The organism is Mycobacterium adipatum (genome assembly GCF_001644575.1).
Taxonomy (GTDB): Bacteria; Actinomycetota; Actinomycetes; order Mycobacteriales; family Mycobacteriaceae; genus Mycobacterium; species Mycobacterium adipatum.
The window spans coordinates 3,912,904-3,937,420 of record NZ_CP015596.1 but is presented as its reverse complement, the minus strand read 5'-3'; the positions used below and the strand labels follow the sequence as shown (position 1 = coordinate 3,937,420).

Annotated in this window: 28 protein-coding genes; 16 read left to right on the top strand and 12 right to left on the bottom strand. The window is 67.8% G+C overall.

What is annotated here, in order from left to right:
* Positions 1-24 precede the first annotated feature (24 nt).
* Positions 25-216 carry a DUF7455 domain-containing protein gene (locus A7U43_RS18675; protein ID WP_067998290.1) on the bottom strand — a complete coding sequence of 64 codons (192 nt, stop codon included), beginning with the start codon at positions 214-216 and terminating at the stop codon, positions 25-27.
* 135 nt (positions 217-351) lie between these two features.
* Here A7U43_RS18675 and A7U43_RS18670 point away from each other — a divergent pair, with 135 nt between their 5' ends.
* From A7U43_RS18670 to A7U43_RS18660, 3 genes are all read left to right on the top strand, one after another.
* The gene (locus tag A7U43_RS18670) at positions 352-720 is read left to right on the top strand and encodes a DUF952 domain-containing protein (protein WP_067998288.1); all 369 of its coding nucleotides are present in this window, start codon (positions 352-354) and stop codon (positions 718-720) included.
* 66 nt (positions 721-786) lie between these two features.
* Positions 787-1,620 carry an SDR family NAD(P)-dependent oxidoreductase gene (locus tag A7U43_RS18665; protein ID WP_067998286.1) on the top strand — a complete coding sequence of 278 codons (834 nt, stop codon included), beginning with the start codon at positions 787-789 and terminating at the stop codon, positions 1,618-1,620.
* A gap of 36 nt (positions 1,621-1,656) precedes the next feature.
* The gene (locus A7U43_RS18660; RefSeq protein ID WP_067998284.1) at positions 1,657-2,451 is read left to right on the top strand and encodes a hypothetical protein; all 795 of its coding nucleotides are present in this window, start codon (positions 1,657-1,659) and stop codon (positions 2,449-2,451) included.
* Here A7U43_RS18660 and A7U43_RS18655 read toward each other — a convergent pair.
* Entirely contained in the window at positions 2,448-3,863 is a 1,416-nt protein-coding gene (locus A7U43_RS18655) for an RNA polymerase sigma factor (protein WP_068003122.1), read from the bottom strand. The genes A7U43_RS18660 and A7U43_RS18655 overlap by 4 nt on opposite strands.
* Before the next feature lie 198 nt (positions 3,864-4,061).
* A complete protein-coding gene (ppgK, locus tag A7U43_RS18650; protein WP_231963351.1) occupies positions 4,062-4,835 on the bottom strand; it encodes a polyphosphate--glucose phosphotransferase in 774 nt (257 codons plus the stop codon).
* A 72-nt stretch (positions 4,836-4,907) separates the two neighbouring features.
* Between ppgK and A7U43_RS18645 the strand changes: the two genes are divergently transcribed.
* Positions 4,908-5,741 (top strand): inositol monophosphatase family protein, encoded by an 834-nt coding sequence (locus A7U43_RS18645; RefSeq protein WP_067998283.1) that lies wholly within the window; start codon positions 4,908-4,910, stop codon positions 5,739-5,741.
* A gap of 1 nt (position 5,742) precedes the next feature.
* Here the strand turns inward: A7U43_RS18645 and cei are convergent, their stop codons facing one another.
* The gene (cei, locus tag A7U43_RS18640; protein WP_067998281.1) at positions 5,743-6,396 is read right to left on the bottom strand and encodes an envelope integrity protein Cei; all 654 of its coding nucleotides are present in this window, start codon (positions 6,394-6,396) and stop codon (positions 5,743-5,745) included.
* A gap of 174 nt (positions 6,397-6,570) precedes the next feature.
* Here cei and A7U43_RS18635 point away from each other — a divergent pair, with 174 nt between their 5' ends.
* On the top strand, positions 6,571-6,873 hold the full coding sequence (locus A7U43_RS18635) for a DUF4193 domain-containing protein (protein ID WP_068003116.1): 303 nt from the start codon (positions 6,571-6,573) through the stop codon (positions 6,871-6,873).
* A gap of 9 nt (positions 6,874-6,882) precedes the next feature.
* Here A7U43_RS18635 and A7U43_RS18630 read toward each other — a convergent pair whose 3' ends face one another.
* Entirely contained in the window at positions 6,883-7,371 is a 489-nt protein-coding gene (locus tag A7U43_RS18630; RefSeq protein WP_067998279.1) for a DUF3093 domain-containing protein, read from the bottom strand.
* A 25-nt stretch (positions 7,372-7,396) separates the two neighbouring features.
* On the opposite strand from A7U43_RS18630, the gene dut reads away from it, so the two are divergent.
* Together dut and A7U43_RS18620 are read left to right on the top strand one after the other, a co-directional pair.
* On the top strand, positions 7,397-7,861 hold the full coding sequence (dut, locus tag A7U43_RS18625) for a dUTP diphosphatase (RefSeq protein ID WP_067998278.1): 465 nt from the start codon (positions 7,397-7,399) through the stop codon (positions 7,859-7,861).
* A complete protein-coding gene (locus A7U43_RS18620) occupies positions 7,837-8,568 on the top strand; it encodes a DUF3710 domain-containing protein (RefSeq protein ID WP_067998273.1) in 732 nt (243 codons plus the stop codon). The genes dut and A7U43_RS18620 overlap by 25 nt, the downstream gene beginning before the upstream one ends.
* Before the next feature lies 1 nt (position 8,569).
* On the opposite strand, the gene A7U43_RS18615 is transcribed toward A7U43_RS18620, so the two are convergent.
* On the bottom strand, positions 8,570-9,271 hold the full coding sequence (locus A7U43_RS18615; protein WP_067998268.1) for a serine aminopeptidase domain-containing protein: 702 nt from the start codon (positions 9,269-9,271) through the stop codon (positions 8,570-8,572).
* 121 nt (positions 9,272-9,392) lie between these two features.
* Between A7U43_RS18615 and A7U43_RS30370 the strand changes: the two genes are divergently transcribed.
* Positions 9,393-9,764 (top strand): OB-fold nucleic acid binding domain-containing protein, encoded by a 372-nt coding sequence (locus tag A7U43_RS30370; protein ID WP_067998266.1) that lies wholly within the window; start codon positions 9,393-9,395, stop codon positions 9,762-9,764.
* A gap of 83 nt (positions 9,765-9,847) precedes the next feature.
* Complete coding sequence (locus A7U43_RS18605; protein ID WP_231963700.1) at positions 9,848-10,438, top strand: DUF3159 domain-containing protein; 591 nt, start codon at positions 9,848-9,850, stop codon at positions 10,436-10,438.
* On the opposite strand, the gene A7U43_RS18600 is transcribed toward A7U43_RS18605, so the two are convergent.
* Together A7U43_RS18600 and A7U43_RS18595 are read right to left on the bottom strand one after the other, a co-directional pair.
* Positions 10,426-11,091 (bottom strand): potassium channel family protein, encoded by a 666-nt coding sequence (locus tag A7U43_RS18600; protein ID WP_067998263.1) that lies wholly within the window; start codon positions 11,089-11,091, stop codon positions 10,426-10,428. The genes A7U43_RS18605 and A7U43_RS18600 overlap by 13 nt on opposite strands.
* The gene (locus A7U43_RS18595; protein WP_156526145.1) at positions 11,088-11,756 is read right to left on the bottom strand and encodes a potassium channel family protein; all 669 of its coding nucleotides are present in this window, start codon (positions 11,754-11,756) and stop codon (positions 11,088-11,090) included. Before A7U43_RS18595 ends, A7U43_RS18600 begins: the two co-directional genes overlap by 4 nt.
* Positions 11,757-11,867: 111 nt before the next feature.
* Between A7U43_RS18595 and A7U43_RS18590 the strand changes: the two genes are divergently transcribed.
* Both A7U43_RS18590 and A7U43_RS18585 read left to right on the top strand, forming a co-directional pair.
* Positions 11,868-13,868 carry an APC family permease gene (locus A7U43_RS18590; protein WP_068003110.1) on the top strand — a complete coding sequence of 667 codons (2,001 nt, stop codon included), beginning with the start codon at positions 11,868-11,870 and terminating at the stop codon, positions 13,866-13,868.
* A complete protein-coding gene (locus tag A7U43_RS18585; RefSeq protein ID WP_067998262.1) occupies positions 13,865-15,061 on the top strand; it encodes a class I SAM-dependent RNA methyltransferase in 1,197 nt (398 codons plus the stop codon). The genes A7U43_RS18590 and A7U43_RS18585 overlap by 4 nt, the downstream gene beginning before the upstream one ends.
* On the opposite strand, the gene A7U43_RS18580 is transcribed toward A7U43_RS18585, so the two are convergent.
* Complete coding sequence (locus A7U43_RS18580; RefSeq protein WP_067998261.1) at positions 15,062-16,327, bottom strand: HNH endonuclease signature motif containing protein; 1,266 nt, start codon at positions 16,325-16,327, stop codon at positions 15,062-15,064.
* A gap of 167 nt (positions 16,328-16,494) precedes the next feature.
* On the opposite strand from A7U43_RS18580, the gene A7U43_RS18575 reads away from it, so the two are divergent.
* The 5 genes from A7U43_RS18575 to dxs all read left to right on the top strand — a co-directional run bounded on the left by A7U43_RS18575 (position 16,495) and on the right by dxs (position 22,081).
* The gene (locus A7U43_RS18575) at positions 16,495-17,718 is read left to right on the top strand and encodes an ISL3 family transposase (RefSeq protein ID WP_197499869.1); all 1,224 of its coding nucleotides are present in this window, start codon (positions 16,495-16,497) and stop codon (positions 17,716-17,718) included.
* A 233-nt stretch (positions 17,719-17,951) separates the two neighbouring features.
* Entirely contained in the window at positions 17,952-18,236 is a 285-nt protein-coding gene (locus tag A7U43_RS18570) for a helix-turn-helix transcriptional regulator (RefSeq protein ID WP_067998260.1), read from the top strand.
* On the top strand, positions 18,229-18,765 hold the full coding sequence (locus tag A7U43_RS18565) for a hypothetical protein (RefSeq protein ID WP_067998256.1): 537 nt from the start codon (positions 18,229-18,231) through the stop codon (positions 18,763-18,765). The genes A7U43_RS18570 and A7U43_RS18565 overlap by 8 nt, the downstream gene beginning before the upstream one ends.
* A gap of 61 nt (positions 18,766-18,826) precedes the next feature.
* The gene (nhaA, locus tag A7U43_RS18560) at positions 18,827-20,131 is read left to right on the top strand and encodes a Na+/H+ antiporter NhaA (protein WP_067998255.1); all 1,305 of its coding nucleotides are present in this window, start codon (positions 18,827-18,829) and stop codon (positions 20,129-20,131) included.
* A gap of 27 nt (positions 20,132-20,158) precedes the next feature.
* Positions 20,159-22,081: a 1-deoxy-D-xylulose-5-phosphate synthase gene (dxs, locus tag A7U43_RS18555; RefSeq protein ID WP_067998254.1), complete on the top strand. Its 1,923-nt coding sequence runs from the start codon at positions 20,159-20,161 to the stop codon at positions 22,079-22,081.
* A gap of 20 nt (positions 22,082-22,101) precedes the next feature.
* On the opposite strand, the gene A7U43_RS18550 is transcribed toward dxs, so the two are convergent.
* From A7U43_RS18550 to A7U43_RS18540, 3 genes are read right to left on the bottom strand one after another with little or no spacing between them, the layout of a single operon-like run.
* Entirely contained in the window at positions 22,102-22,587 is a 486-nt protein-coding gene (locus tag A7U43_RS18550; protein WP_067998252.1) for a phosphate-starvation-inducible PsiE family protein, read from the bottom strand.
* A 13-nt stretch (positions 22,588-22,600) separates the two neighbouring features.
* The gene (locus A7U43_RS18545; RefSeq protein ID WP_067998250.1) at positions 22,601-23,866 is read right to left on the bottom strand and encodes an HRDC domain-containing protein; all 1,266 of its coding nucleotides are present in this window, start codon (positions 23,864-23,866) and stop codon (positions 22,601-22,603) included.
* A complete protein-coding gene (locus A7U43_RS18540; RefSeq protein ID WP_197499871.1) occupies positions 23,866-24,468 on the bottom strand; it encodes a DUF3000 domain-containing protein in 603 nt (200 codons plus the stop codon). Before A7U43_RS18540 ends, A7U43_RS18545 begins: the two co-directional genes overlap by 1 nt.
* Between the last annotated feature and the right edge of the window lie 49 nt (positions 24,469-24,517).

Sequence of the window (24,517 nt, the reverse complement as noted above, 5' to 3'; positions counted from 1 at the left end):
ACGACCACCTCGGTGGCCCGATGGCTAGGCGTCGACGGCGCTGACCTCGATCACGGCCGCCAGCTCGATCAGCTTGGCTTCGTGCTCGTTGGCGTGGTGTTGGCAGAACAGCAGTTCGGCGCCGGACGGCAGCTTCGCGCGTACACGCGCGGCGGCACCACAGCGGTCGCAGCGATCGGCCCGGGTCAGTTCCGGACTGGTCAGAGTTGCGTTCACGGCTCTTCCTCCGTTCAGCTTTGGTGCGTATGTCTACTGTGTCAGACGTTTTCGGTTCTGGCCTTGTTCCCCGGGGGTTCACCGGTGTGTCGTGTCTCACTGCGCCCGCGTTACCGAGAGAGCAGGGTGGATGGGATGAGTACCCAGGCCGATGTCCTTGTGCACCTGTGCGCCGATCACGAATGGCAACGAGCGTCGGCCAGCGGTATGCACCGTCCGCCGTCGCTGGCCGACGTCGGTTTCGTTCATCTTTCGTCCCCTGAGCAGGTTCATTTGCCGGCCAACCGGCTGTACGCGGGGCGCACCGACCTTGTGGTGCTCACCATCGACCCGGCAAGGCTCACCGATCCGGTCCGCTGGGAGCCGGGCGTGCCGACCGATCCCGAGTCGATGCTGTTCCCGCATCTGTACGGGCCACTACCCGCTGCCGCTGTGACAAGTGTCACGCGTTATCTGCCCGCCGCGGACGGCACGTTCGCCGCGCTGCCGGCGACTGGCGAATAACCCACGGCCGCCTCGGAATCCACGACGCCATCGTAGACGCGGACGCGCAGAGGTTAGGTTGGGGGAGTGAGTGCATCCCGGCGCGTCGCGGTGGTGACCGGCGCCAGTCGTGGCGCCGGCCGAGGTATCGCGGCGGCACTAGGGGCCCACGGCTGGCTGGTCTATGTCACCGGCCGCTCCATCGCCGAGGCCGACACCGTCGATCTTGTGAACGCGGCGGGCGGGGTCGGTGTCGCGGTGCCCGTGGACCATGGCGACGACGACGCCGTGGCGAGGCTGTTCGCCCGGGTCCGCGACGAGCACGGCGGACTGGACCTGCTCGTCAACAATGCCGCCGTCATCCATGACGAGCTCACCGGCGCACGGCCGTTCTGGGAGAAACCGGTCGGGCTGGGCGACGTGCTCGATGTCGGCCTGCGGTCGGCCTATGTGGCGTCCTGGCATGCGGCGCCGCTGCTGACGGCTCGACCCCGCGGCCTGATCGTGTTCACCTCGTCGCCGGGCTCGGTGTGCTACATGCACGGTCCCGCCTACGGCGCGCAGAAGGCCGGGATCGACAAGATGGCGGCCGATATGGCCGTGGACTTCGGTGGCACCACGGTGACCTGCGTGTCCATCTGGATGGGGATCCTGCTGACCGAACGGCTGCGCTCGGCATTCGCCGGGAAGCCCGATGCGCTGGTGGCGACGGCCGAGCACGCCGAGACCCCGGAGTTCACCGGGCACCTGATCGACGCGTTGTTCGCCGACCCGGAGCTCACCGCGCTGAGCGGGCACAGCCTGATCGGCGCCGAACTGGGGCTGCGGTACGGGATCACCGACGAGGGGGGACGCCGGCCGCCGTCGCATCGTGAGATGCTGGGCTCACCAAGGGAACCCAGTGCCGTGGTGATTCGCTGATTAACAAATGGCGCTAGCTTTGTAAACTGACTCACCGTGGCAATACTGTCCGGCTTCGCGCCGTGGATCGTCTACTGGATTCTGGTCGGCAACGTACCGTTCACCGCGGCGGTGCTGGTGGCACTGGCGGTCGCGGTGGCCTCCTACGCGATCGGGCGGGCCCGCGGCGCCGCGGGGCGGACCCTGGAGATCGGCGCCATGGCCACCTTCGCAGTGCTGACCGTGCTCACCTTCACCGCCAGCCAGGCCTTCATGGAGCGTTGGATCCAGCCGCTGAGCAGCCTGGGCATCCTGCTGGTGGCGCTGATCGGCGTGCTGGTCGGCAGGCCGTTCGTGCGCGAGTTCGCCGAGGTCGATCAGTCACCCGAGGTGATCAAGAGCGAGCTGTTCGGTGCTATCACCACCCGGATCACCTGGATCTGGGTCGCGGCGTTCGCCGCGATGACGATCTCCTCGGCGATCCCGCCGATCGTGCAGGGCAGCGCGACGGTCCTGGACACCAAGACCCCGCTGTCGTTCATCTGCTATTGGGTGCTGCCGTTCGCGCTGCTGGGTGCGGCGGTGCTGGGTGGCCGGGTGCTGACCGAACGGATGGTCGCCGAGGCCACCAGCCCGCACGCGGTGCGCAAGTCCACCTTTGTCGCGTTCAAGGAACTGGAGATCGACCAGCTGTACTACCTGGCCCGGGAACGGGCCGAGCGCGAGGCCGGCCCGGACCTGGAGGCCTACGACGTCAAGCTGGGCAGCATCGGTGTGCCGCTGACCGGCGACGAATCCCGCGAGTCGTGGCCGATGAGCTACAAAACGCGCGAGCGCCGCGTCAAGCGCTAATCCAGGTAGTCGCGCAGCACCTGCGAGCGGCTGGGGTGGCGCAACTTGCTCATGGTCTTGGACTCGATCTGGCGGATGCGCTCACGCGTGACGCCGTAGACCTGTCCGATCTCGTCGAGCGTGCGGGGCTGCCCGTCGGTCAGACCGAAGCGCAGCCGGACCACGCCGGCCTCGCGCTCGGACAGCGTCTCCAGTACCGACTGCAGCTGATCCTGCAGCAGGGTGAAGGACACCGCGTCCACGGCCACCACGGCTTCGGAGTCCTCGATGAAATCGCCGAGCTGGCTGTCGCCCTCGTCGCCGATGGTCTGGTCCAGCGAGATGGGCTCACGCGCGTACTGCTGGATCTCCAGCACCTTCTCCGGCGTGATGTCCATTTCCTTGGCCAGCTCTTCGGGAGTGGGCTCGCGGCCCAGATCCTGCAGCAGCTCGCGCTGGATGCGGCCGAGTTTGTTGATGACCTCGACCATGTGGACCGGAATACGGATGGTGCGGGCCTGGTCGGCCATCGCGCGGGTGATGGCCTGGCGGATCCACCAGGTGGCGTAGGTGGAGAACTTGTAGCCCTTGGTGTAGTCGAACTTCTCCACCGCGCGGATCAGACCGAGGTTGCCTTCCTGGATGAGGTCCAGGAAGGCCATGCCGCGGCCGGTGTAGCGCTTGGCCAGCGACACGACCAGACGGAGGTTGGCTTCCAGCAGGTGGTTCTTGGCCCGGTCGCCGTCGCGGCAGATCCACTGCATGTCGCGGCGCTGGGCGGCGGGCAGCTTCTCGCCCTTCTCGGTCAGCTCGGTCATCAGCTGGGTCGCGTACAACCCGGCCTCGATGCGCTTGGCGAGCTCGACTTCCTCTTCGGCGTTGAGCAGCGCGACCTTGCCGATCTGCTTCAGGTAGGCACGCACCGAGTCCGCGGAGGCGGTGAGCTCGGCATCCTTGCGGGCTTGGCGCAGCGCCTCGGATTCCTCTTCGTCCCAGACGAAGTCACCGGAGGCCTTGTCCTTCTCGGACGGTTCGGCGATCTCGTCGTCGCCCTTGGCGGGTTTGGCCTTGGCTTCACCGGCGACTTCGGCGTCCTCGCCGTCGGCCTCGGCCTCCTCGGTGTCCTCGACGTCCTCGGTCTCCAGGTCGTCGATCTCCACGTCCTCGACGTCGAGGACGTCATCGGGTTCGACTTCGAGATCGTCGGTGGTGTCGAGATCCTCGCCGTCGGTCACACCCTCGGCGGACTCGTCCTTCTTGGCGCGCGTGCCCGCTGCCTTCTTGGCGGGCGCCTTCTTCGCCGCCCGCTTGGCCGGCGCCTTGGCGGCCGGAGCCTTTGCTGCAGCCTTGGCGGGCGCCTTCTTCGCGGGCGTCTTGGTTGCGGTGGGCGTTACCAGCTCATCGGTTGCCGGGCTGGTCTTAGTCGCTGCCACGTACACCCTCTCGGTCTTGCGGATCCGATGACGCGCGCAGGCGTCACCGAAAGTCGTCGGCTGTCTCGAATATTGGCGTTTGATCTCTGCTCGGATATCCGCCGCTATCTCGGTAGGCGGCCGCCATCGACCATTGTAACGACAGTGTGGGTGTGTACCGCGCCGAGCGGCAAATTTGACTTGCGGCGCGCGTCGTGTTCACGCCGTGGCGGGTGTGAGGTGGATATCGTGGGCGGCCATCGCGGCACCGACGATCCCGGCGCTGTTGAGCAGGGCCGCCGGCACCACCGGGGTGCGATTCTTGAGCATCGGGATCCAGCGGTCGGCCTTGCGGCTGATGCCGCCGCCGGCGATGAACAGGTCGGGCCAGATCGCGTTCTCGATCGCCACCAGCACTTTGGTGACCTCCTCGGTCCAGCGCTGGTAGTTCCACTCCTTGCGTTCCTTCACCGATGACGCGGCGCGGTGCTCGGCCTCCTTGCCGCCCACCTCCAGGTGGCCGAACTCGGTGTTGGGCAGCAGCACACCGTTGTAGATGACGGCCGATCCGATACCGGTGCCGAATGTCAGCAACACGATCAGCCCGCTGTTGTCCTTACCGGCGCCGTAGCGCTGCTCGGCCAGGCCGGCGGCGTCGGCGTCGTTGAGCACCGTCACCGGCTGCCCGCCGAGTTCCTTGCCGATCACCTCGGCCGCGTTGGTGCCGATCCAGCCCTTGTCGACATTGGCGGCGGTCCGCACGATGCCGTTGGTCACCACACCCGGATAGGTCACGCCGAGTTTGCCCGTCCAGCCGAACTCACGGACCACTGTGGCCACCGCGGTGGCCACCGCACTCGGGGTGGACGGTTGCGGGGTGGCCAACTTGAACCGTTCGCCCACCAGGGCACCGGTGTCCAGGTCGACCAGGCCGCCCTTGATACCGCTACCGCCGACGTCGACGCCGAACCCGGTGTTGGTCGAATCGGTCACTGGCACGCTCCTAAGCAGGCGGCGGAGAAGGCAATTCGCCACCACAATAAAGGGTTGTGGTGCGATGTAGCCATGCCCGATGACAACGATCCCCGGACGCTGCGTGCGGTCGCGGAGCAATTGGCCGTTCAGGCCGCGGCATTCGTGAGGACCAGGCGGGCCGAGGTGTTCGGCGCGGTGGGGGCGGCCCCGTCCGGCTCGGTGCACACCAAGAGCACGCCGACCGATCCGGTGACGGTGGTCGACACCGAGACCGAGCGGCTGCTGCGGGAGCGGCTCGCCGTCCTTCGGCCCGGCGATCGCGTGCTCGGCGAGGAGGAAGGCGGTTCGGCGGTCGCCGCGACCGGCGAACCGGTGTGGGTGATCGACCCGATCGACGGGACGGTGAACTTCGTCTACGGGATCGAGGCCTACGCGGTCTCGGTCGGCGTGCAGATCGACGGTGTGTCGGTGGCCGGTGCGGTGGTCAACGTGCCGACCGGCGAGTTGTTCTCGGCCGCGGCCGGTCACGGTGCGACCGTGACCCGCGACGGCGTATCGACCACCTTGCGGTGCAACACCATCGGCGACCTGTCGCTGGCCCTGGTGGGCACCGGCTTCTCCTATGCCGCCGAGCAGCGCAGGCGGCAGGCTGCGGTGCTGGCGGCGCTGTTGCCCAACGTCCGCGATGTCCGCCGGATCGGGTCGTGTGCCCTGGACCTCTGCATGGTGGCGGCCGGTCGGTTGGACGCCTATTTCGAGGATGACGTGCACGTGTGGGACTGGGCGGCCGGTGCGCTGGTCGCCGCCGAGGCGGGTGCCGTGCTGCGATTGCCGGCTTCGACCAGCGACGCGCCGGACATGCTGGTGGCGGCGGCGCCGGGAGTGGCGGCGGCGCTCGACGAGGCGCTGGCTCGGTTCGGTTAGCTCAGCAGGTCGTGCTGTGGATCTTGCTCAGCAGCGCGGCATCGGCGGGCTGGGTGGCGTCCGGGCGCAGGCCCGCCAGCATGGCGTCGATATCGTCGCTGCGGCTGAACTCGGTGAACTCGGTGCCCACCGCGAGGTCCACCGAGTCGTCGGTGCGGCCGTCCAGGAACAGTTCGGTGCACGGTGCGACCAGCCAGACGGCGGCCGCGGCGGCCCGGCCCGGCTCCCCGAACCGGATCTGGCCCTGGCATTCGAGCCGGCTGTTGGCGTAGATGGGGTCGTTGGCCGCCGTGGGCTGGGCAAAGCCCAGATCACGGAGTGCGCCGGACACCTCGGCGGCCTGACCGCCCCGGCCGCTGGCGTTGAGCACCTGCACCTTCGTGTCGGCGAGCCGGGCGGGCATCACTTCGGCCATCTCGCCGGGCGACACCTGCTGGCCGAGCACGGGTTGGCTGGCATCGCCGGTGGGCGGCGGAGGCGCGTTGCAGGCGACGGCCTCGGGAACCTCGGTGGTCTGGTTGAGCGCGACCACCCACACCACACCGGTCACCACGGCGAGCGCCAGGAACAGACACAGCGCCGGTACATGGTTGCGGCGGCGGAACGGACGACCGTGCTTGTCGAACGCCGTGCCCTCGGTGATGGATGCGACCACCCCTGCACCTTAAGGCCATCCGGGGGCATGCGTTTCTACCAGGGGTTTTTGACTGTGATATAAATCACAGTCAATCTGCGTCCATTCCGGGCACGAATCATTTGGTGCAGGCGTTCGACGCTGGTACAAAGCACTGCTGCAAGGGTGCTGCAAACGGTACCGGAGGGGATGAATATGGCTACCGACTACGACGCTCCACGGCGAACCGAGACAGACGATGTGTCCGAGGATTCGCTGGAAGAGCTCAAAGCGCGACGTAACGAGGCCCAATCGGCCGTTGTGGACGTCGATGAATCAGAGTCCGCGGAGTCGTTCGAGTTGCCGGGCGCGGATCTGTCCGGCGAGGAACTGTCGGTTCGTGTGGTCCCGAAGCAGGCCGATGAGTTCACCTGCTCGAGCTGCTTTTTGGTGCATCACCGCAGCCGACTGGCCAGCGAGAAGAACGGCATGTACATCTGCACCGACTGCGCGGCGTGATCTGACGGGTCAGCTGCGCAGCGCGGCCAGCACCCGGTCGGGGTGACGGCAGCTGACCAACCAGTACGGGGTGGGGTCGTCCGGGTCGTCGAGCACGACGAGCACCATCGGGCCGACCCACGCCTTGTGCAGGACGTAGGCGGCCGGGTCGAGCTGACGGCCCAGCGCCGCCGACTTGGCGGACCTGGGCACTTCGGCGGACCGTGAGATGACGCTCACCGGCAGATGCGCCGGGCCGGCCCACAATTCGACGGCGCCGTCCGGCCCGTTCCCGTTCTGGACGACCCGGACCTCCATGCGTCCGGCCCACATCAGCGTGGCCGCGGCGACCGGCAACAGCACCGCATAGGGCACCCAGTCCGGCAGCCCCTCGACGCCCATGTTCACTTCGGCGGCGATCAGCGCCGCGAGGCCCAATCCCGGCAACCAGAACCACCACGGCACCCGTAGGCGCTCGCGGTAGCGCACGGTTTGGGTGATGGCGCGCGTGTCGGACACGTGCCCAAGAGTAATCTCATCCGTCGTGCCCACTTCTCTGGCGGTCGTGCGATTGGATCGCGACCTCCCCATGCCCAGCCGGGCCCATGACGGTGACGCCGGCGTCGACCTGTTCAGCGCCGTCGACGTCGAACTGGCGCCCGGCCACCGCGCGTTGGTGCCGACCGGGATCGCGGTCGCCATCCCGCACGGCATGGTCGGACTCATCCATCCGCGGTCGGGATTGGCCACCCGCGTGGGACTTTCGATCGTCAACACGCCCGGCACCGTCGACGCGGGCTACCGTGGCGAGATCAAGGTGACACTGATCAACCTCGACCCGCAGCAGCCGATCACGGTGCGGCGCGGAGATCGCATCGCCCAGCTGCTGGTACAGCGGGTGGAGCTGCCCGAACTCGTCGAGGTGGCATCGTTCGACGAGGCCGGACTGGCCGACACGTCCCGCGGCGCGGGCGGGCACGGTTCATCCGGCGGACATTCGAGTTTGTGAAAGAGGGCGAAAGCGTGACTGACGAAGCCGAAGACTTCGACGGACCGTTCGACATCGAGGACTTCGACGATCCGGAGTCGGCCAAGCATGCGCGGCTGGACCTCGGGTCCGTTCTGGTCCCGATGCCCGCGGCCGGGCAGGTCCGGGTGGAACTGACCGATCAGGGGGTGCCCAGCTCGGTCTGGGTCGTCACCCCCCACGGCCGGTTCACCATCGCGGCCTACGCGGCTCCGAAGTCGGCCGGGCTGTGGCGCGAGGTCGCCGCCGAGCTGGCCGACTCGCTGCGCAAGGACGGCGCGAAGGTCCGGGTCGAGGACGGTCGCTGGGGCCGTGAGGTGGTCGGCATCGGCACCTCGGCGCCGCAGGGCCAGCAGCCCGGCGTGGTGCGGTTCATCGGAGTCGACGGCTACCGCTGGATGATCCGCTGCGTGGTCAACGGGCTGCCCGAGGACGCCGATGCGCTGGCCGAAGAGGCCCGCGAAGCGTTGGCGGACACCGTGGTTCGTCGCGGTGACACGCCGCTACCGGTGCGCACGCCGCTGACCGTGCAGCTGCCCGAGGCGATGGCCGCCCAGCTACGCATCGCCGCCGAACAGGCCCAGGCCCAGCCCCAGACCCAGGGTGAGGTGCCGCCGGAGCCGGCGGCGCGGCGCAGCGCCGAAGGGTCGGCGATGCAGCAGATGCGCAGCACGATCACCGGCGGCTGATCTAGATCTCCGACAGGGCGGCCACGCAGGCCGCACCCAACCGCGACGGGTCCGCGCCCATCTCCTGCAGCGTCACCGTCCGCAGCGCCGCGTGCCGGGCCGCCGCCGCCCATTCCACCGCGACGTCGGCCGGATGCACGGGGTCGTCCACCGCGGCCACCAGTGCGAGCGGCACCGTCAGCGTGCCGAGTTCGTCGACCGTGGGCGCCACATACGCCGCGGCCTCGTCCATGGCGTCCGGTAGCGCGGGCCACTGGGCCAGCCAGGACCGGGTCAGCTCGGCGGCCAACCACCCCGGGCTGCCCGCCTGCATCGCGGCGATGGTGGCGGCCAGTCCCTCGTCGCGCAGCTGGCGCGCCGAATGCCGTGCCGTCAGCGCGGCGGGCGCATTAGCGGGCGCGCCCGACCAGGCCGGCAATGCGGCCAGCACCGCCACGGCGGCGCTCGGATGCCGCAGTGCCCAGGCGGTGGCCACCGCGGCGCCGATGGAGACCCCGCCGACCGCGATGGGCGCGCCGCTGCGCGCGGCATCGTCCACGGCGTCCAGGTATCCGGCGACCAGTCGCCGCGGTTCGGGCGCGGGTGTGACGACGATCGCACCGACCTCGTGCAGCGGCCCGGAGAACGCCCGATAGACATAGTCGTCATCGGATCCGGTTCCGGCCAGCAGAACCGTTGTCACACCACGCAAGTTGACCGCCATCACACGATGGTGACAGTTCGGCCGCGCCGTCCGCGCGTGACGTGGCGAATCGGAAGCAACAGGTCTACCGTGGCGTTGGTCAGGTAGTGGATCCACGACGGATTCGCGGCAGGGAGAGGTCATGGCTACGGCCGAAGGGTATCTGCGTCGGCTCACCCGCCGATTGACGGAAGACCCCGAGCAACTCGACGTCGAGGAACTCAGCGGCGAGGCCGCCGGGACCGGCGCGCAAAAGGCAATCGACTGTCAGCGCGGTCAGGAAGTCACGATGGTCGGCACGCTGCGCAGCGTCGAATGCAACGGCAAGGGCTGCGCCGGTGGGGTCAAGGCCGAACTGTTCGACGGCACCGACGCGGTCACCCTGGTGTGGCTGGGCCAGCGGCGCATCCCGGGCATCGAATCCGGGCGGACGCTGCGGGTGCACGGTCGTCTCGGACAGCTCGACAACGGCACCAAGGCCATGTACAACCCGCTCTACGAGATCCAGAAGTGACGGAGTCGGACTCCGAGCAATCCACCGCAGACGCCGCCGGCGAGGACCCGCCCAAGAAGGGCGCCCAGGCCGTGCTGGAGCAGATGGGCGGCATCAGCGGGCTGATCTACTCCTCGCTGCCGGTGCTGGTTTTCGTGCCGATGTCCACCAATGTGGGCCTGCTGCCCGCGATCTACGCCGCCCTCGGGGTTGCGGCGCTGGTCATGGTGTGGCGGTTGATCCGCAAGGATTCCCTGCAGCCCGCCGTGTCCGGGTTCATGGGCGTCGGCATCAGCGCGCTGATCGCCTATCTGGTCGGCGAATCCAAAGGCTATTTCCTGCTGGGCATCTGGTCATCCCTGGTGTGGGCATCGGTGTTCACGCTCTCGGTGCTGATCCGGCGTCCCGTGGTCGGCTACATCTGGGGCTGGGTCAACAACCACGATCGCGACTGGCGCAAGGTGCCGCGCGCCGTGCTGGCCTTCGACATCGCGACGCTCACCTGGGTGGCGGTGTTCGCGTCGCGCTTTGTGGTGCAGCGTCATCTCTACGATGCCGATGACACCGGCCTGCTCGGGGTCGCCCGCATCGCGATGGGCTGGCCGCTGACCGGGGTGGCGGCGGTCATCACCTATTTCGCCATCCGGGTCGCGCAGCGCGCGCTGCACGCGCAGACGTCCGATCAGCGCGCCTGAGGGCGCAGCAGCAACTCGCGGAGCTCGTCCTCGGCGTCGGCGGTCGCCACGAACACCAGCTCGTCGCCACCTTCCAACGGTTCGTCGCCTTCGGGCACGATGACCCGCGGACCCCGCAGGATCGTCACCAGGGATGCGTCACGCGGCAGGTTGAGCCGTTTGACGGCCTTACCACCCCACGGGGTGTCATCGGGCAGCGTGATCTCCACCAGGTTGGCGTGGCCCTTGCGGAAGCTCAGCAGCCGCACCAGGTCGCCCACGGCGACGGCTTCTTCCACCAGGGAGGCCAGCATCCGCGGTGTGGACACCGCCACATCGACGCCCCAGTTCTCGTCGAACAGCCACTCGTTGCGGGGGTCGTTGACCCGAGCCACCACCCGGGGCACCGCGAATTCGGTCTTGGCCAGCAGGCTGAGCACCACGTTGGCCTTGTCATCACCGGTCGCGGCGATGACCACGTCGAATTCCTCCAACCGGACCGACTCCAGCAGGCTGAGCTCGCAGGCATCGCCGAGGCGCCAGTGCGCGGCCGGGATGGCGTCGACGTCGATGTGTTCGGGATCACGCTCGAGCAGGGTGACATCGTGATTGGCCACCAGCTCCCGTGCGATGGACCGGCCGACGGCCCCGGCCCCGGCGATGGCGACCTTCATTGGCTGTCCTCATTGGGCGGCAGGGCCGAGATCGCCAGCGCCTCGGCGATATGCCCGGAGATGGCGGCGAGGAACACGTGGTCACCGGCCTGGATGACGGTCTTGGCGTCCGGGAGCAGCCCGGAGCCCAGTCGCAGTATGAATGCGGCCCGGCCGCCGGTGGCGGCCTCCAGTTCGGTCACCGGGTGGCCCGCCCAGTCCTCGTGCAGTGGTAGCTCGGCGACCCCGACATTGCCGGACGGATCACGCCATTTGGTGGTCTCGGAATCCCGGGTGAGCACGTTGAGCAGCCGGTCGGTGGTCCACGGAACGGTCGCCACGGTGGGGATGCCCAGGCGTTCGTAGACGGCGGCGCGTTTGGCGTCGTAGATACGTGCCACCACGCGCTCCACGCCGAAGGTCTCGCGCGCCACCCGGGCGGAGATGATGTTCGAGTTATCACCCGAGGACACCGCGGCGAACGCGCCTGCTTCCTCAATCCCGGCACGCAGCAGGACATCCCGGTCGAAGCCCATGCCGAGCACCCGCTCACCGGAGAACTCGGGGGACAGCCTGTTGAACGCCGTCGCATCCCGGTCGATGACGGCCACTTCATGGCCGATCCTGGCCAAGCCGTCCGCCAGCGATGCGCCGACCCGGCCGCACCCCATCACCACTACCCGCACCCTCGGTCCTCTCTGGCCGCTGTCCAGGAATACCGCATCATCGAACACGCCATGCAACCGGCGCACCCGGAACGCTACAGCCAAACGGGTTCGGGCTTACTCTTGGCACTCGTGTCCAAGCTCTCGACGGCTACCCGCCGGTTGGTCCTGGGTAGGCCGTTCCGCAGCGACAAGCTGTCGCACACGCTGCTACCGAAGCGGATCGCCTTGCCGGTGTTCGCATCCGACGCGCTGTCCTCGGTCGCCTACGCGCCGGAGGAGATCTTCCTGGTGCTGTCGGTGGCCGGCCTGGCCTCCTATTCGTTCGCACCGTGGATCGGGCTGGCGGTGGCCGCGGTCATGATGATCGTCATCGCCAGCTACCGGCAGAACGTGCACGCCTACCCGTCCGGTGGTGGTGACTACGAGGTGGTGACCACCAATCTGGGCGGGACGGCCGGGCTGACGGTGGCCAGTGCGCTGCTGGTCGATTACGTGCTGACGGTGGCGGTGTCGATGGCCTCGGCGATGGCCAATATCGGTTCGGCGGTGCCGTTCATCAACCAGCACAAGGTGATCTTCGCGGTGGTCGCGATCCTGGTGCTGGCGTCGCTGAACCTGCGCGGAATCCGGGAGTCGGGCACCGCGTTCGCCATCCCGACGTATGCGTTCATGTTCGGCATCTTCGCGATGCTGGGCTGGGGCCTGTTCCAGATCCACGTGCTGGGTGTGCCGCTGCAGGCCGAGTCCGCCGCGTTCGAGATGCACGCCGAGAACGAGGGCGAGGACATGGTGGCGATCGCCATGGTGTTCCTGGTGGCGCGGGCCTTCTCGTCGGGCTGTGCGGCGCTGACCGGTGTGGAGGCGATCAGCAACGGGGTGCCCGCATTCCGCAAGCCCAAATCGCGCAATGCCGCCACCACGCTGCTGATGCTCGGTGCGGTGGCGACCACCCTGTTCCTCGGCATCATCATGCTGGCCAGGGAGACCGGTGTGAAGATGGCCGAGCGCCCGGAAGAACAACTGGTGGGCGCGCCGGCGGACTATCACCAGAAGACGCTCATCGCACAGTTGGCCGACGCGGTGTTCCACGATTTCCCGGTCGGCCTGTACGCGATCGCCGGGGTGACGGCGCTGATCCTGGTGCTCGCGGCCAATACCGCCTTCAACGGCTTCCCGGTGCTGGGGTCGATTCTGGCGCAGGACCGGTTTCTGCCGCGTCAACTGCACACCCGCGGTGACCGGTTGGCATTCTCCAACGGCATCCTGTTCCTGGCGCTGGCGGCCATCGCGTTCGTCGTCGCGTTCCAGGCCGAGGTCACGCACCTGATTCAGCTCTACATCGTGGGGGTGTTCGTGTCCTTCACGCTCAGCCAGATCGGGATGGTCCGGCACTGGACCCGCTTCCTCAAGATCGAGACCGATCCCGCGGCGCGGCGCACCATGATGCGCTCGCGGGTGATCAACGCCATCGGCTGCGCGTGTACCGGCTCGGTGCTCCTGGTGGTGGTGGTCACCAAGTTCCTGGCCGGTGCCTGGATCGCGATCCTGGCGATGGGCACCCTGTTCGTCATCATGAAGCTCATCCGTAAGCACTACGACACGGTGGCCCGCGAACTCGACGAGCAGGAAGCCGAACTCGAGGACATCGTGCTGCCCAGCCGCAACCATGCCGTGGTGCTGGTGTCCAAGCTGCATCTGCCGACGCGGCGGGCGTTGGCCTACGCGCGGGCCACCCGTCCGGACGTGCTGGAGGCGATCACGGTCAGCGTCGATGACGCCGAGACCCGCGAGCTCGTGCATACCTGGGAGGAGAGCGACGTCAGCACACCGCTGAAGGTCATTGCCTCGCCCTACCGCGAGATCACCCGTCCGGTATTGGATTACGTGAAGCGGATCACCAAGGAGTCGCCACGCACGGTGGTGACGGTGTTCATTCCCGAATATGTGGTCGGCCATTGGTGGGAGCAGGTGCTGCACAACCAGAGCGCGCTGCGGTTGAAGGGCAGACTGCTCTTCGAACCGAACGTCATGGTGACTTCGGTACCCTGGCAGCTCAACTCGTCGGAGCGGCTCAAGACACTGCAGCCGCAGTCCGCGCCCGGCGATGCACGAAGAGGATTTCTTGATTGACCGCACCCGAGGCTGACCTGATTCTCACCACCGGGCCGGCCGCCAATGGCGGTAGTTGCGTGGCGCGCCACGACGGCCGGGTCGTATTCGTGCGCTATGCGCTGCCCGACGAGGTGGTTCGGGTGCGGGTGGTGTCCGAACGCGGATCGTACTGGCATGCCGATGTGGTTGAGGTGATCGAGCCGTCACCGGACCGCATCGATCCGCTGTGCACGATCGCCGGGCGCGACGGTGCGGGTTGCTGCGATCTGGCGTTTGTCCAACCGGCCGCGGCGCGGCGCATCAAGGGCGATGTGGTGGCCAACCAGCTGGAACGACTCGGCGGCCATGGCTGGTCGGGGGTTGCCGAGGAGGTCGGCGACGGCGGAGCCACGGGCTGGCGCACCAGAGTGCGGCTGGACGTCTCCGAGGCCGGGCGCGCGGGTTTTCACCGGTACCACAGCGCGGAGCTGGCCGAGGATCTGCACTGCGCGCAGCTACCCGACGGGATGCTGGACGGTCTGGACGGGTCGGGCTGGCCCCCTGGTGCGCAGCTGCATGTCGCCCTCGACGATGCGGGCCGCCGCCACGTGGTGCAGGCCGGTCCGCGCGGCGGTGGGCGCAAGGCGAGCACCCAGGTCGTGGAGGGCGACTACGAGGCCGTCCAGGAGATCGGTGGGCGGCAGTGGCGGATTCCGGTCACGGCGTTCTGGCAGGCGCACCGGGATGCGCCGCGCGTCTACAGCGCGCGGGTGCGCGAGGCCGCCGAGCTGCGGCCCGGCATGACGGCGTGGGATCTCTACGGTGGCGCAGGCGTTTTCGCGGCCGTGCTGGCCGACGGCGTGGGACAGACCGGGCGGGTGCTCACCGTCGACACCTCCCGCGCGGCGGCGCGCTCGGCACGCACCGCGCTGGCCGATCTGCCGCAGGTATCGGTGGTGACGGATTCGGTGCGGCGCGCTCTGTCGGCGGAGCAGGCCCGGCCCGATGTCGTGGTGCTGGATCCGCCGCGCGCCGGGGCCGGCCGCGAGATCATCGAACAACTGGCTGCCGCCGAGGCCTCGCGCATCATCCACATCGGTTGTGAGGCAGCGTCATTTGCCCGGGATGTGGGGGAGTACCTGCGGCACGGCTACACCGTGGAGCAGTTGCGTGTCTTCGACTCGTTCCCGCTGACCCACCACGTCGAGTGCGTGGCGGTACTGAGTCGCTGATCACGCCGCGCGGTTCACGGTGACCAGATGCACGTCGCGGGTGAGGATGCGCAGGCCCCCGGCGACCGGCGGGGCGGTCGACCGGTAGACCGCCCCGGTGGGGGTGATGTGCTCGGCGACATGGCGGCCGGCCGGGTCGAAGTAGGTTCTCACCCGCCAGCCCGGCTGTTCCTTGGTGTAGTTGCACTGCTCGCAACAGCCGCGCCCGTTGAGTGCGTCGGTGGGGCCGCCGTGCCGGTGCGGCTCGGCGTGGTCGATATGGCGGATGGGCGCGTCGCAGAAGGGTGTTCGGCAGGTTTGGTCGCGTCGCCGGATGAACTGGGCAAGCCCGCCCGGGAAGGTGCGGGCCCGTGAATCCATGGCCACCAGCGCGCCGGTGCTCGGTGTGGCGTAGAGGCGGCGCAGTGCGACCCAGCCCCGCTCGTCGATGGCCTCGGTGATCAGCCGGCGTGCCAGCTCCGCCGGGATCGGCCCGTGCTCGGGTACCTCGGCCGGCTCATCGCTGGTGCCGATGAGCGCTTCATCGGAGAGCACCACGTCGACCGTGATCGGCACCGGTGCGACCGCCGACCGTCCGGTCAGGCGTTCGTAGACGGTGTCGGACATCGTCTGCCCGCGCGAGCGCCCGTCGGGATTGACATCGGCCTCACGTTTGAGGCTGGCGTAGCAGGCGATGCCCTGGGTCAGCGGCATCAGCGCGGTCAGGTAGACCATGTTGTCGGCTGCCGGCCGGGTGGACACGGTGCGGTCCTCGGGTGCCTTGGCGGCCTTGTCGACGACGGCGCGTGGATCGAGCCGGTAGGCGATCTTCTTGGCTTCGGCTCGGATGCGCTTGTTGCCCAGTCCATCCAGGGCTGCGGGGTCGGCACACATCTCGTGATCGAGACGGCGGCGGTCTTCGACGGTGAGGCAGGCCGACTCTCGCACGATCAGGGTGGCCCGCCATTCCGAGAGCACGCCCGCGTCCAATGCGGCCAGCGTGTAAGGCATCTCGTGTACCAGCGCCTTGGCGAATCCGAGGTGCTGATCACCCTTGATGGGGGAGTCGCGGCGCGCGAGCGCGATCTCCGAGGCCAGCCCGCGCCCACGTCGTGCGGTCGGCACCCCGGCGCTGGCTTCGATCTGGCGGCGGACGGCGTCCCATTGCGCCGCGGCGCGGGCCTGTTCGGCCGCCGCGATCGATTTCTGCCGTTCCAGTTCGGCGATGCGATCTCGCAGCGCCGCCTCGCGGTCGCGGAGGTCCTCGATGCCGAACTGTTCGAACATGTGTGGCGCTCCTAGTGTTCTAGTGGGCGCTTTTCTGCTGTTCAGGGTCGGTTCATACTGCAGCACAAGCGCTCTCGGCGTGTCAGCGTAGAGATGAAGGACGCGCACGCGGTGTGCCTCTAGGTTTCGGGGTTACCACACCAACCTCAACCAGAGGATCCATCCGCGTGCGCGTCAGTACTGCATTTAACCGTCTTCTTCAGATCCCCGGCGCATCGGTGGTCGACGTGTCGATCGGGGACCACGTTGTAGAGGTCACCGTACGGCCCAAAACGCGGCTGCTGACCTGCCCCTGCAGCAAACGCGTGAGGGCCGTCTATGACCGTCGCCGGCGGCGATGGCGCCACCTCGACCTGGGCACGAAACGACTATGGCTGATTTACCGCATCCGCCGGTTGCACTGCCCGGATTGCGGGGTCATCACCGAAGACGTGCCCTGGGCCCGACCGGGAGCCAGGTTCAGCCGAGACTTCGAAGACATGGTGTTGTGGCTTGCTCAGCGCACCGACCGCACGACGGTCTCGACCCTGATGCGGTGCAGTTGGGAATCGGTCACCTCGATCATCACCCGCGGAGTCGATGAGCTGCTTGATCAACGCCGACTCGACACCCTCTACCGCATCGGTGTCGACGAGATCTGCTACCGCCACCCGCACCACTATCTGACCATCATCGGCGATCATGACACCGGAACCGTCATCGATGTCCAGACCGGACGCAGCGAAGACTCATTCGCAGCATTCTTTGAATCCCAACCAGATTCGGCGTTGGAGACCATCGAAGCGGTCAGCATGGATGTCAGCAAGGCCTACCAAGCTGCCGCCCGAGAACACGTGCCCAAGGCGACCATCTGCTTTGACCCGTTCCACATCATGCTGTGGGTCAACCGAGCTCTGGACCGCGTCTTCGCCGACGCCGCCAGCGGCCCGAACAAAGTCGTCATGACCTCAGCACAATGGCGTCAAACCCGATGGGCCCTGCGTACCGGTGAGAACAAACTCAACGACACCAAACGGGCACTGGTCAACCAGATCGCGCGCGCCAGCCGACGCGTCGGACGAGCATGGACCCTCAAAGAACAACTACGCGACCTCTACCGACTCGATCACGAACCCGGCGCCGCTCGCGCACTCCTCAAGGCCTGGATCACTGCGGCCAAACGCAGCCGCATCCCCTCATTCGTCGAACTCGGCAAACGCCTCCAAGAACACTTCGACGCCGTCATCGCCGCCGTCGAACTCGGAATATCCAACGCCCTCATTGAGGGCATCAACGCCAAGATTCGCCTCATCAACGCCCGCGGCTACGGCCACCACTCCGCCCGAGCGCTGACCGCAATGATCTACCTCTGCCTCGGCGGATTACGCCCAAAACTACCCACGAAAACATGAGGAGTCGCACATGTGTTCGACTTTACCGCATCACAGGTCGTGCTGTCCATCACTTCGCAGCATCGGCGCGAACCGTGAGCAGGCGCGACTCCCGGGCGTCGTCCCGATGGGTGGTCCGGTCGCGCGGTGGATGACCCGCTCGACATCGGGCATCGCAGCGCGCGGGGCGGCCTGACCGCATCGCGTGTTGGTTTACCTTGACAGTTCATTGTGTTTTCATAACACTACGTTGCATGAGTCCGGTGAAACGGGGGGAATCTCTCCCGATCCACAATCGCATCCGCGTCCTGCGCGCCGAGCGTGGCATGAGCCGGGCGGATCTGGCGACCCTCATCGAGGTGAACCCACAGACCATCGGTGCGCTGGAACGGGGCGATCACTACCCGAGCCTGGACCTGGCGTTCCGGATCTGCGACGTGTTCGACCTGCCGGTGGAGGCGGTGTTCTCCCGAACCGCATTCGCGCCGCTGTCCGCCCATGTGTACCGACGAATCGAAGGAGACGGCCCCCGTGGCTGACACAGACCTGATCGAGCGTTACCAGCAGTTCCGCACCCAGCGTTTCCTGAAAAGAGAACAGGTCTGGGCGCATTCGCTACCGGGCTGGCGCACCCGGCGACGCCGCCGCGTCCTCGTCGTCGCGCTGCTGGTCACGTTCGCCGTCATGTTCGGTGTCGGTGTGCTCTGCGCATTCGGGGTCCCGTGGGCGCCGCTGGTGTGGCTGCCGGCCACCCTGGTGTTCCTTCCGGTGTGGATCGCCTTGCAGATCGTGTCCAGCCGTCGCGGTGATGCTCCCGTACAGGCGCTCGACGAGTTCGAGATCGCGCAACGCAACAGCGCCCGGTCGATCGGGCTCACCATCACGCAGAACTTGATGATGATCCCGGTCTGCTATCTGATCTTCGGTTCCGTCATCACCGGTGGCACCGACACCGACATGGCGTATGCCGGTGGCCTGCTGACACTGACGGTGCTGCTCATCGGCGGCTGCTCACCGGCGATGATCCTGGGCTGGACTCGCCCGGACAACGAACCCGACGACGTATAGGGTTGTCCCCGGTGTGCCGGGAAGTCTGGTCGGCGTCTCGTAATGCTGACCAAGGAGCCCCATGAGCAACCGCCGCAGACTGCTGTCCCTCGGGTCGTGGTCGGAAACCAACCGCGTCTCGGAGGTTCTCCGCAAGGAGACCGTCGGTGGCATCATCCTGCTGATCGCCGCGGCGAGCGCCATCGTGTGGGCGAATTCCCCTTGGGCCGGTGCATATTTCGGGCTACGTGACCTGACGCTCGGCGCCGAACCGCTGGGCCTGCACCTGAATCTGTCCATCGGGCACTGGGCGGCCGACGGGTTGCTCGCCATCTTCTTCTTCGTGGTCGGCCTTGAGCTCAAACGCGAATTCGTGGCCGGTGATCTGCGTGATCCCGGCCGGGCCGCGCTGCCCATCGCCGCGGCGGTGGGCGGGATGGTCGTGCCCGCGCTGATCTTCGTCGCGATCGCCGCTCGCGAGGGCGAGGGTGCGGCCCATGGCTGGGCCATCCCCACCGCCACCGACATCGCCTTCGCGGTGGCCGTGCTCGCGGTCATCTCGACGCACCTGCCCTCCGCGCTGCGCATGTTCCTGCTGACCCTCGCCGTCGTCGACGACCTGCTGGCCATCACCGTGATCGCGGTGTTCTACACCGAGACCCTCGATATCACCGCGCTCGCGCTGGCGGCGGTACCGCTGGCCCTGTTCGCGCTGTGCGTGCAGCGCGGGATCAAGGCCTGGTGGATCCTGATCCCGCTGTCGATCGCCACCTGGGTGTTGATGCACGAATCCGGTGTGCACGCGACCGTCGCCGGCGTGCTGCTCGGTTTCGCGGTGCCGGTACACCGATCGGTGACCCGCAGCGGCGACGACCTGGGTTCGGGCATGGCGGAGTACTTCGAGCACAAGACCCGGCCGATCTCGGCAGGCATCGCGATCCCGGTATTCGCCTTCTTCGCGGCCGGGGTGGCTCTCGGCGGCTTCGACGGCCTGGCGCATGCGCTCGGGTCGCCGATCACCCTGGGCATCGTTGCGGGCCTGGTGCTGGGCAAACCGATCGGCATCTTCCTGACCACCTGGACGTTGTCGAAGGTGACGCGCGCCGAGTTGGACGCCTCGCTGCGCTGGATCGACGTGCTGGGGGTCTCGATGCTCGCCGGCATCGGCTTCACGGTGTCGCTGCTGATCGGCGATCTCGCCTACCCGGACCCCGCCCGTGACGAATTCGTGAAAGTCGGAGTCCTGACCGGATCGCTGTTGGCCGCGCTCCTGGCGGCGGTGCTGCTCACCACCCGAAACGCCGCATATCGCCGGATCCACGTCGCCGAGACCGCCGACGATGATCGGGATGGAGTGCCCGACATCTACCAGCCTCGACAGGACTGAAGGGTGTTACGTGGCTAAACTGGCGGGATGCTTAAACAGATCCGCGGTCCCGCCGATCTGCAGCACCTGTCCCAGTCTCAGCTGCACGAGCTGGCCGGTGAGATCCGTGAATTCCTGATTCACAAGGTCGCTGCAACCGGCGGACATCTGGGCCCCAATCTCGGCGTCGTCGAACTGACATTGGCGCTGCACCGGGTCTTCGATTCGCCGCATGATCCGATCATCTTCGACACGGGGCACCAGTCCTACGTGCACAAGATCCTGACCGGGCGTGCCGCCGATTTCGACCAGCTGCGGATGAAGGACGGTCTGTCGGGCTATCCGGCACGCGCCGAGAGCGAGCATGACTGGGTGGAGTCCAGCCACGCCAGTACCGCACTGTCCTATGCCGACGGGCTGTCCAAGGCCTTCGAGTTGTCCGGGCACCGCAATCGGCATGTGGTCGCCGTCGTCGGCGACGGCGCGCTCACCGGCGGTATGTGCTGGGAAGCGCTGAACAACATCGCCGCCGCCCGGCGGCCGGTGGTCATCGTCGTCAACGACAACGGCCGGAGCTACGCGCCCACCATCGGCGGGCTCGCCGATCACCTGGCCGCCCTGCAACTGCAGCCCGGCTACGAGAAGTTCCTGGAACGGGGCCGCGACGTGGTGCGCGGTGTGCCGCTGATCGGCGAGGTCTGCTACCAGTGCATGCACAGCGTCAAAGCGGGGCTCAAGGACGCGCTGCAGCCGCAAGCCATGTTCACCGACCTGGGCTTGAAGTACGTGGGCCCGATCGACGGTCACGACGAGCACGCCGTGGAAGCCGCGTTGCGACATGCCCGCGGCTTCAACGCACCGGTCATCGTGCACGTCGTCACGCGCAAAGGCATGGGCTATGCGCCTGCCGAGGCCGACGAGGCCGAACAGATGCACGCCTGCGGCATCATCGATCCGCTCACCGGGCAGGCGACGGCCGTTTCCGCGCCCGGTTGGACGGGCACCTTCTCCGATGAGCTCATCAAGATCGCCAAGCGTCGCCGCGATATCGTCGCGATCACCGCGGCCATGGCCGGCCCGACCGGTCTGGCGGCCTTCGGTCAGCTCTACCCGGACCGGCTCTTCGACGTCGGCATCGCCGAGCAACACGCGATGACCTCGGCGGCCGGTCTCGCCATGGGTGGCATGCACCCGGTGGTGGCCATCTACTCGACCTTCCTCAACCGCGCGTTCGACCAGATGATGATGGACGTTGCGCTGCACAAGCTTCCGGTGACCATCGTGCTGGACCGTGCCGGTGTCACAGGCCCCGACGGCGCCAGCCACCACGGCATGTGGGATCTGTCGATCCTCGGCATCGTGCCCGGCATGCGGGTGGCGGCGCCCCGTGACTCCGCGCGCCTGCGTGAGGAACTCGGCGAGGCGGTGGACGTCAAAGACGGTCCGACGGCCATTCGCTTCCCGAGAGGCTCTGTCGGCGAAGACATCCCGGCGCTCGAGCGGCGTGGCACAGTAGACATCCTGGCCAAACCGGGTCCGGGCTCCTCCGAAGATGTCCTGCTGATCGCGGTCGGATCGTTCGCCCAGATGGGGCTTGCGGCCGCGCAACGGCTACAGCAGCAGGGCATCGGCGTCACCGTCGTCGACCCGCGGTGGGTGCTGCCGGTGCCCGAGGCGCTGCACGCACTGGCGTCGGCGCACAAGCTGGTCGTCACCGTGGAGGACAGCGGTGTGCACGGCGGTATCGGATCCTCGGTGTCCGCCGCGCTGCGGGCGGCCGAGATCGACGTACCGTGCCGCGATGTCGGTGTGCCACAGGAATTTCAGGCACATGGCTCACGGAGTGAAGTGCTGGCCGATATCGGTCTGACCGATCGGCACATCGCCCGGCAGATCACCGGCTGGGTTGCCGCGCTGAACAACTCCGAACTCGACGCCGACGCCGACATGTCGGTGCGGAAGTCCGAGTAGGAGACCGCGGTGGCGGCGCCCTATTCCTCAGGGGGAGCTGCCAGGGCGCGTTGCCTCAGTATCCACGCTGCCGCCGCCAGTACCAGCACCAGTGCGCCGAGCACTCCGGTATGGACGATGGTCCTGGCGAATTCCGGCCCCTGGCCCACGAGCTTGGCCGCTTCCACCGACTGCACCACGATCTCCTTGATGCAGGCCAGGATTCCGACGATCAAGAACGGTTCCACGGCGATCTCATGGGACCGCAGACTGGTCCGCACGGCGTACAGCAGCTCGACGAAGATGAAGATCAGCAGCACGCCGTCCAGGATTTCCAGCATGACGTTGGAGGTGGGCGTGTCCAGCAACGAGAACATGGTCTTCACCTGGGCCACCAGCAGGGCCACCGCTGCGGCCACCAGGATGACCGCGATGGCCCAGTACACCGCGTCCTCGACGATGCTCAGGACGCGGTCGGCGAACCGCTGACGGTCCTTTTCGTCGTGCGTCTCCGACTTTTCGGCCATGTCTGCGATCCCGTCAATCCGACGATGCGGGGGGCGATGGCGTCAACGCCTCGGTCAGCACCGGCACCGTCAGCTCTCGCTGCCACGGCCGGGCCCTGGCGTGGGCCAGGAAGTCGTCGACGGCTGCCTCGATGTTCTCGACCGGCTGCCAGTCCCAGCACAGTCGCCGCACCGTGTCGGGTGTCAGGAGGTTCTCGGTGGGAACCGAAACCTTCTGCGAGAGTTCGGACAAACCACTTCGCGCAGCCTCCAGCCGTTCGGCGGCCTCCGGCTTGCGCCGTGCCCAGCGGGCCGGCGGCGGTGGGCCGGTGAGTGGTTCGGAACCCGTCGGCGGGTTCGGATCCTGGCGGGCCCTGGCCAGGGCGTCCAGCCACACCTGGGCGCTGCGACGCTGCCGGCTGCCGCCGAAAACGGGGAGCGCGACGATCTTTTCGACCGTATCGGGATCGACGGTGGCGGCGTTGACGATTGCGGCATCGGGCAGGATCCGGCCAGGCGCGATATCGCGGCGTTGCGCGATCTGGTCACGGGCGATCCACAGCTCGCGCACCGCGGCCAGCGCCCTGGGGTCGCGCACCTTGTGGATGCCCGAGGTGCGGCGCCACCGGTCGCGTCGGGTGACCGTCGGTTCGACTGTGCGAAGGAACTCGAATTCCTGTGCGGCCCAATCGGATTTGCCTTGTTCGTCGAGCGCGGCGGCCACCGCGGCCCGCAGCTCCAGCAGCACCTCCACGTCGAGTGCGGCGTAGTTGAGCCAGTCTGCGGGCAACGGGCGCTTGGACCAGTCGGCGGCGCCGTGCCCCTTGACCAGGCCAAGGCCCAGCAGTCGGCGCACCATCTCGGCGAGGTTGACCCGGTCGAAGCCGGCCAGCCGGGCCCCCAGTTCGGTGTCGTAGAGGCTCGGTGGGGTCATGCCCAACTCGGCCAGGCACGGCAGGTCCTGGTCGGCGGCATGCAGCACCCACTCGTCGGTGCTGAGCACCTCGGCCAGCGGCGCCATCACCTGGAGCGGATCGCCACCGTGGTTCACCGGATCGATCAGCACGGTGCCCGCACCCGCCCGGCGGATCTGCAACAGGTAGGCACGGTTCGAATACCGGAATCCCGAGGCCCGCTCGGCGTCGACCGCGAACGCTCCTGTGCCGCCGGCCAACTGCTCGGCGGCCCGCGCGATCTCACTGGGATAGCTGGCGACCGGCGGCACGCCGTCGGCAGGGGCCAGCAGCGGAGTCGGTTCCGGTTCGGGTATGTCCCCGGATGTTTCGTCGGGCTCGGTCATCAGGCGCGGGTGCGGGAACCCAAGCTGGTCACGCCGGCCGGCGGCAGGCCGGCCGCATGCTCGAGGACCTCGCAGAAGGCCTGCACGTGCGGGCCCAACTCGAGGTTGGTGGCCGTCCAGGAGGCGCGGAGTTCCAGTTGATGGGCGCGTGGCGGCCCGGATATGTCGCCGTAGCGCACCGAGGTGGTCGCGGTGACCGTGCCGCCCAGGGCGGTGACGGCTTCCCCGTGCTCGGCGAGCGCATCCACCAGCCAGCTCCACGCGACCTCCGGCAGCAGCGGGTCGACAGCCTCGGTGGAGTCCAGGTCGGCCTGGATGTAGGCGACCAGGCGCATGGTGCCGTCCCAGGCCTCGGCGCCCTCGGGATCGTGCAGCAGGATCAGCCGACCGAAGGCGTCGCCCTCGGAGCGTTCCGGCACCACGGCGGCGTCGGGGTGGCGCACCTCGGCCCCCAGCGCGTAGCTGAAGGGTGCCAGGCGCTGCGGCGGACGGATCGGTCCCAGCTCGATCTCCGGCCGAACGGTGGCGGCATTCATCGCCGCTACCGCGGTGCGGAATTGAGCCGGTTCGGCGGACGTCACAGACCCCGACGCTAGACCCATCTCGTCTCACCCGTGCGCAGGCGCGCCGATCTCGGCGCACATGGCACCA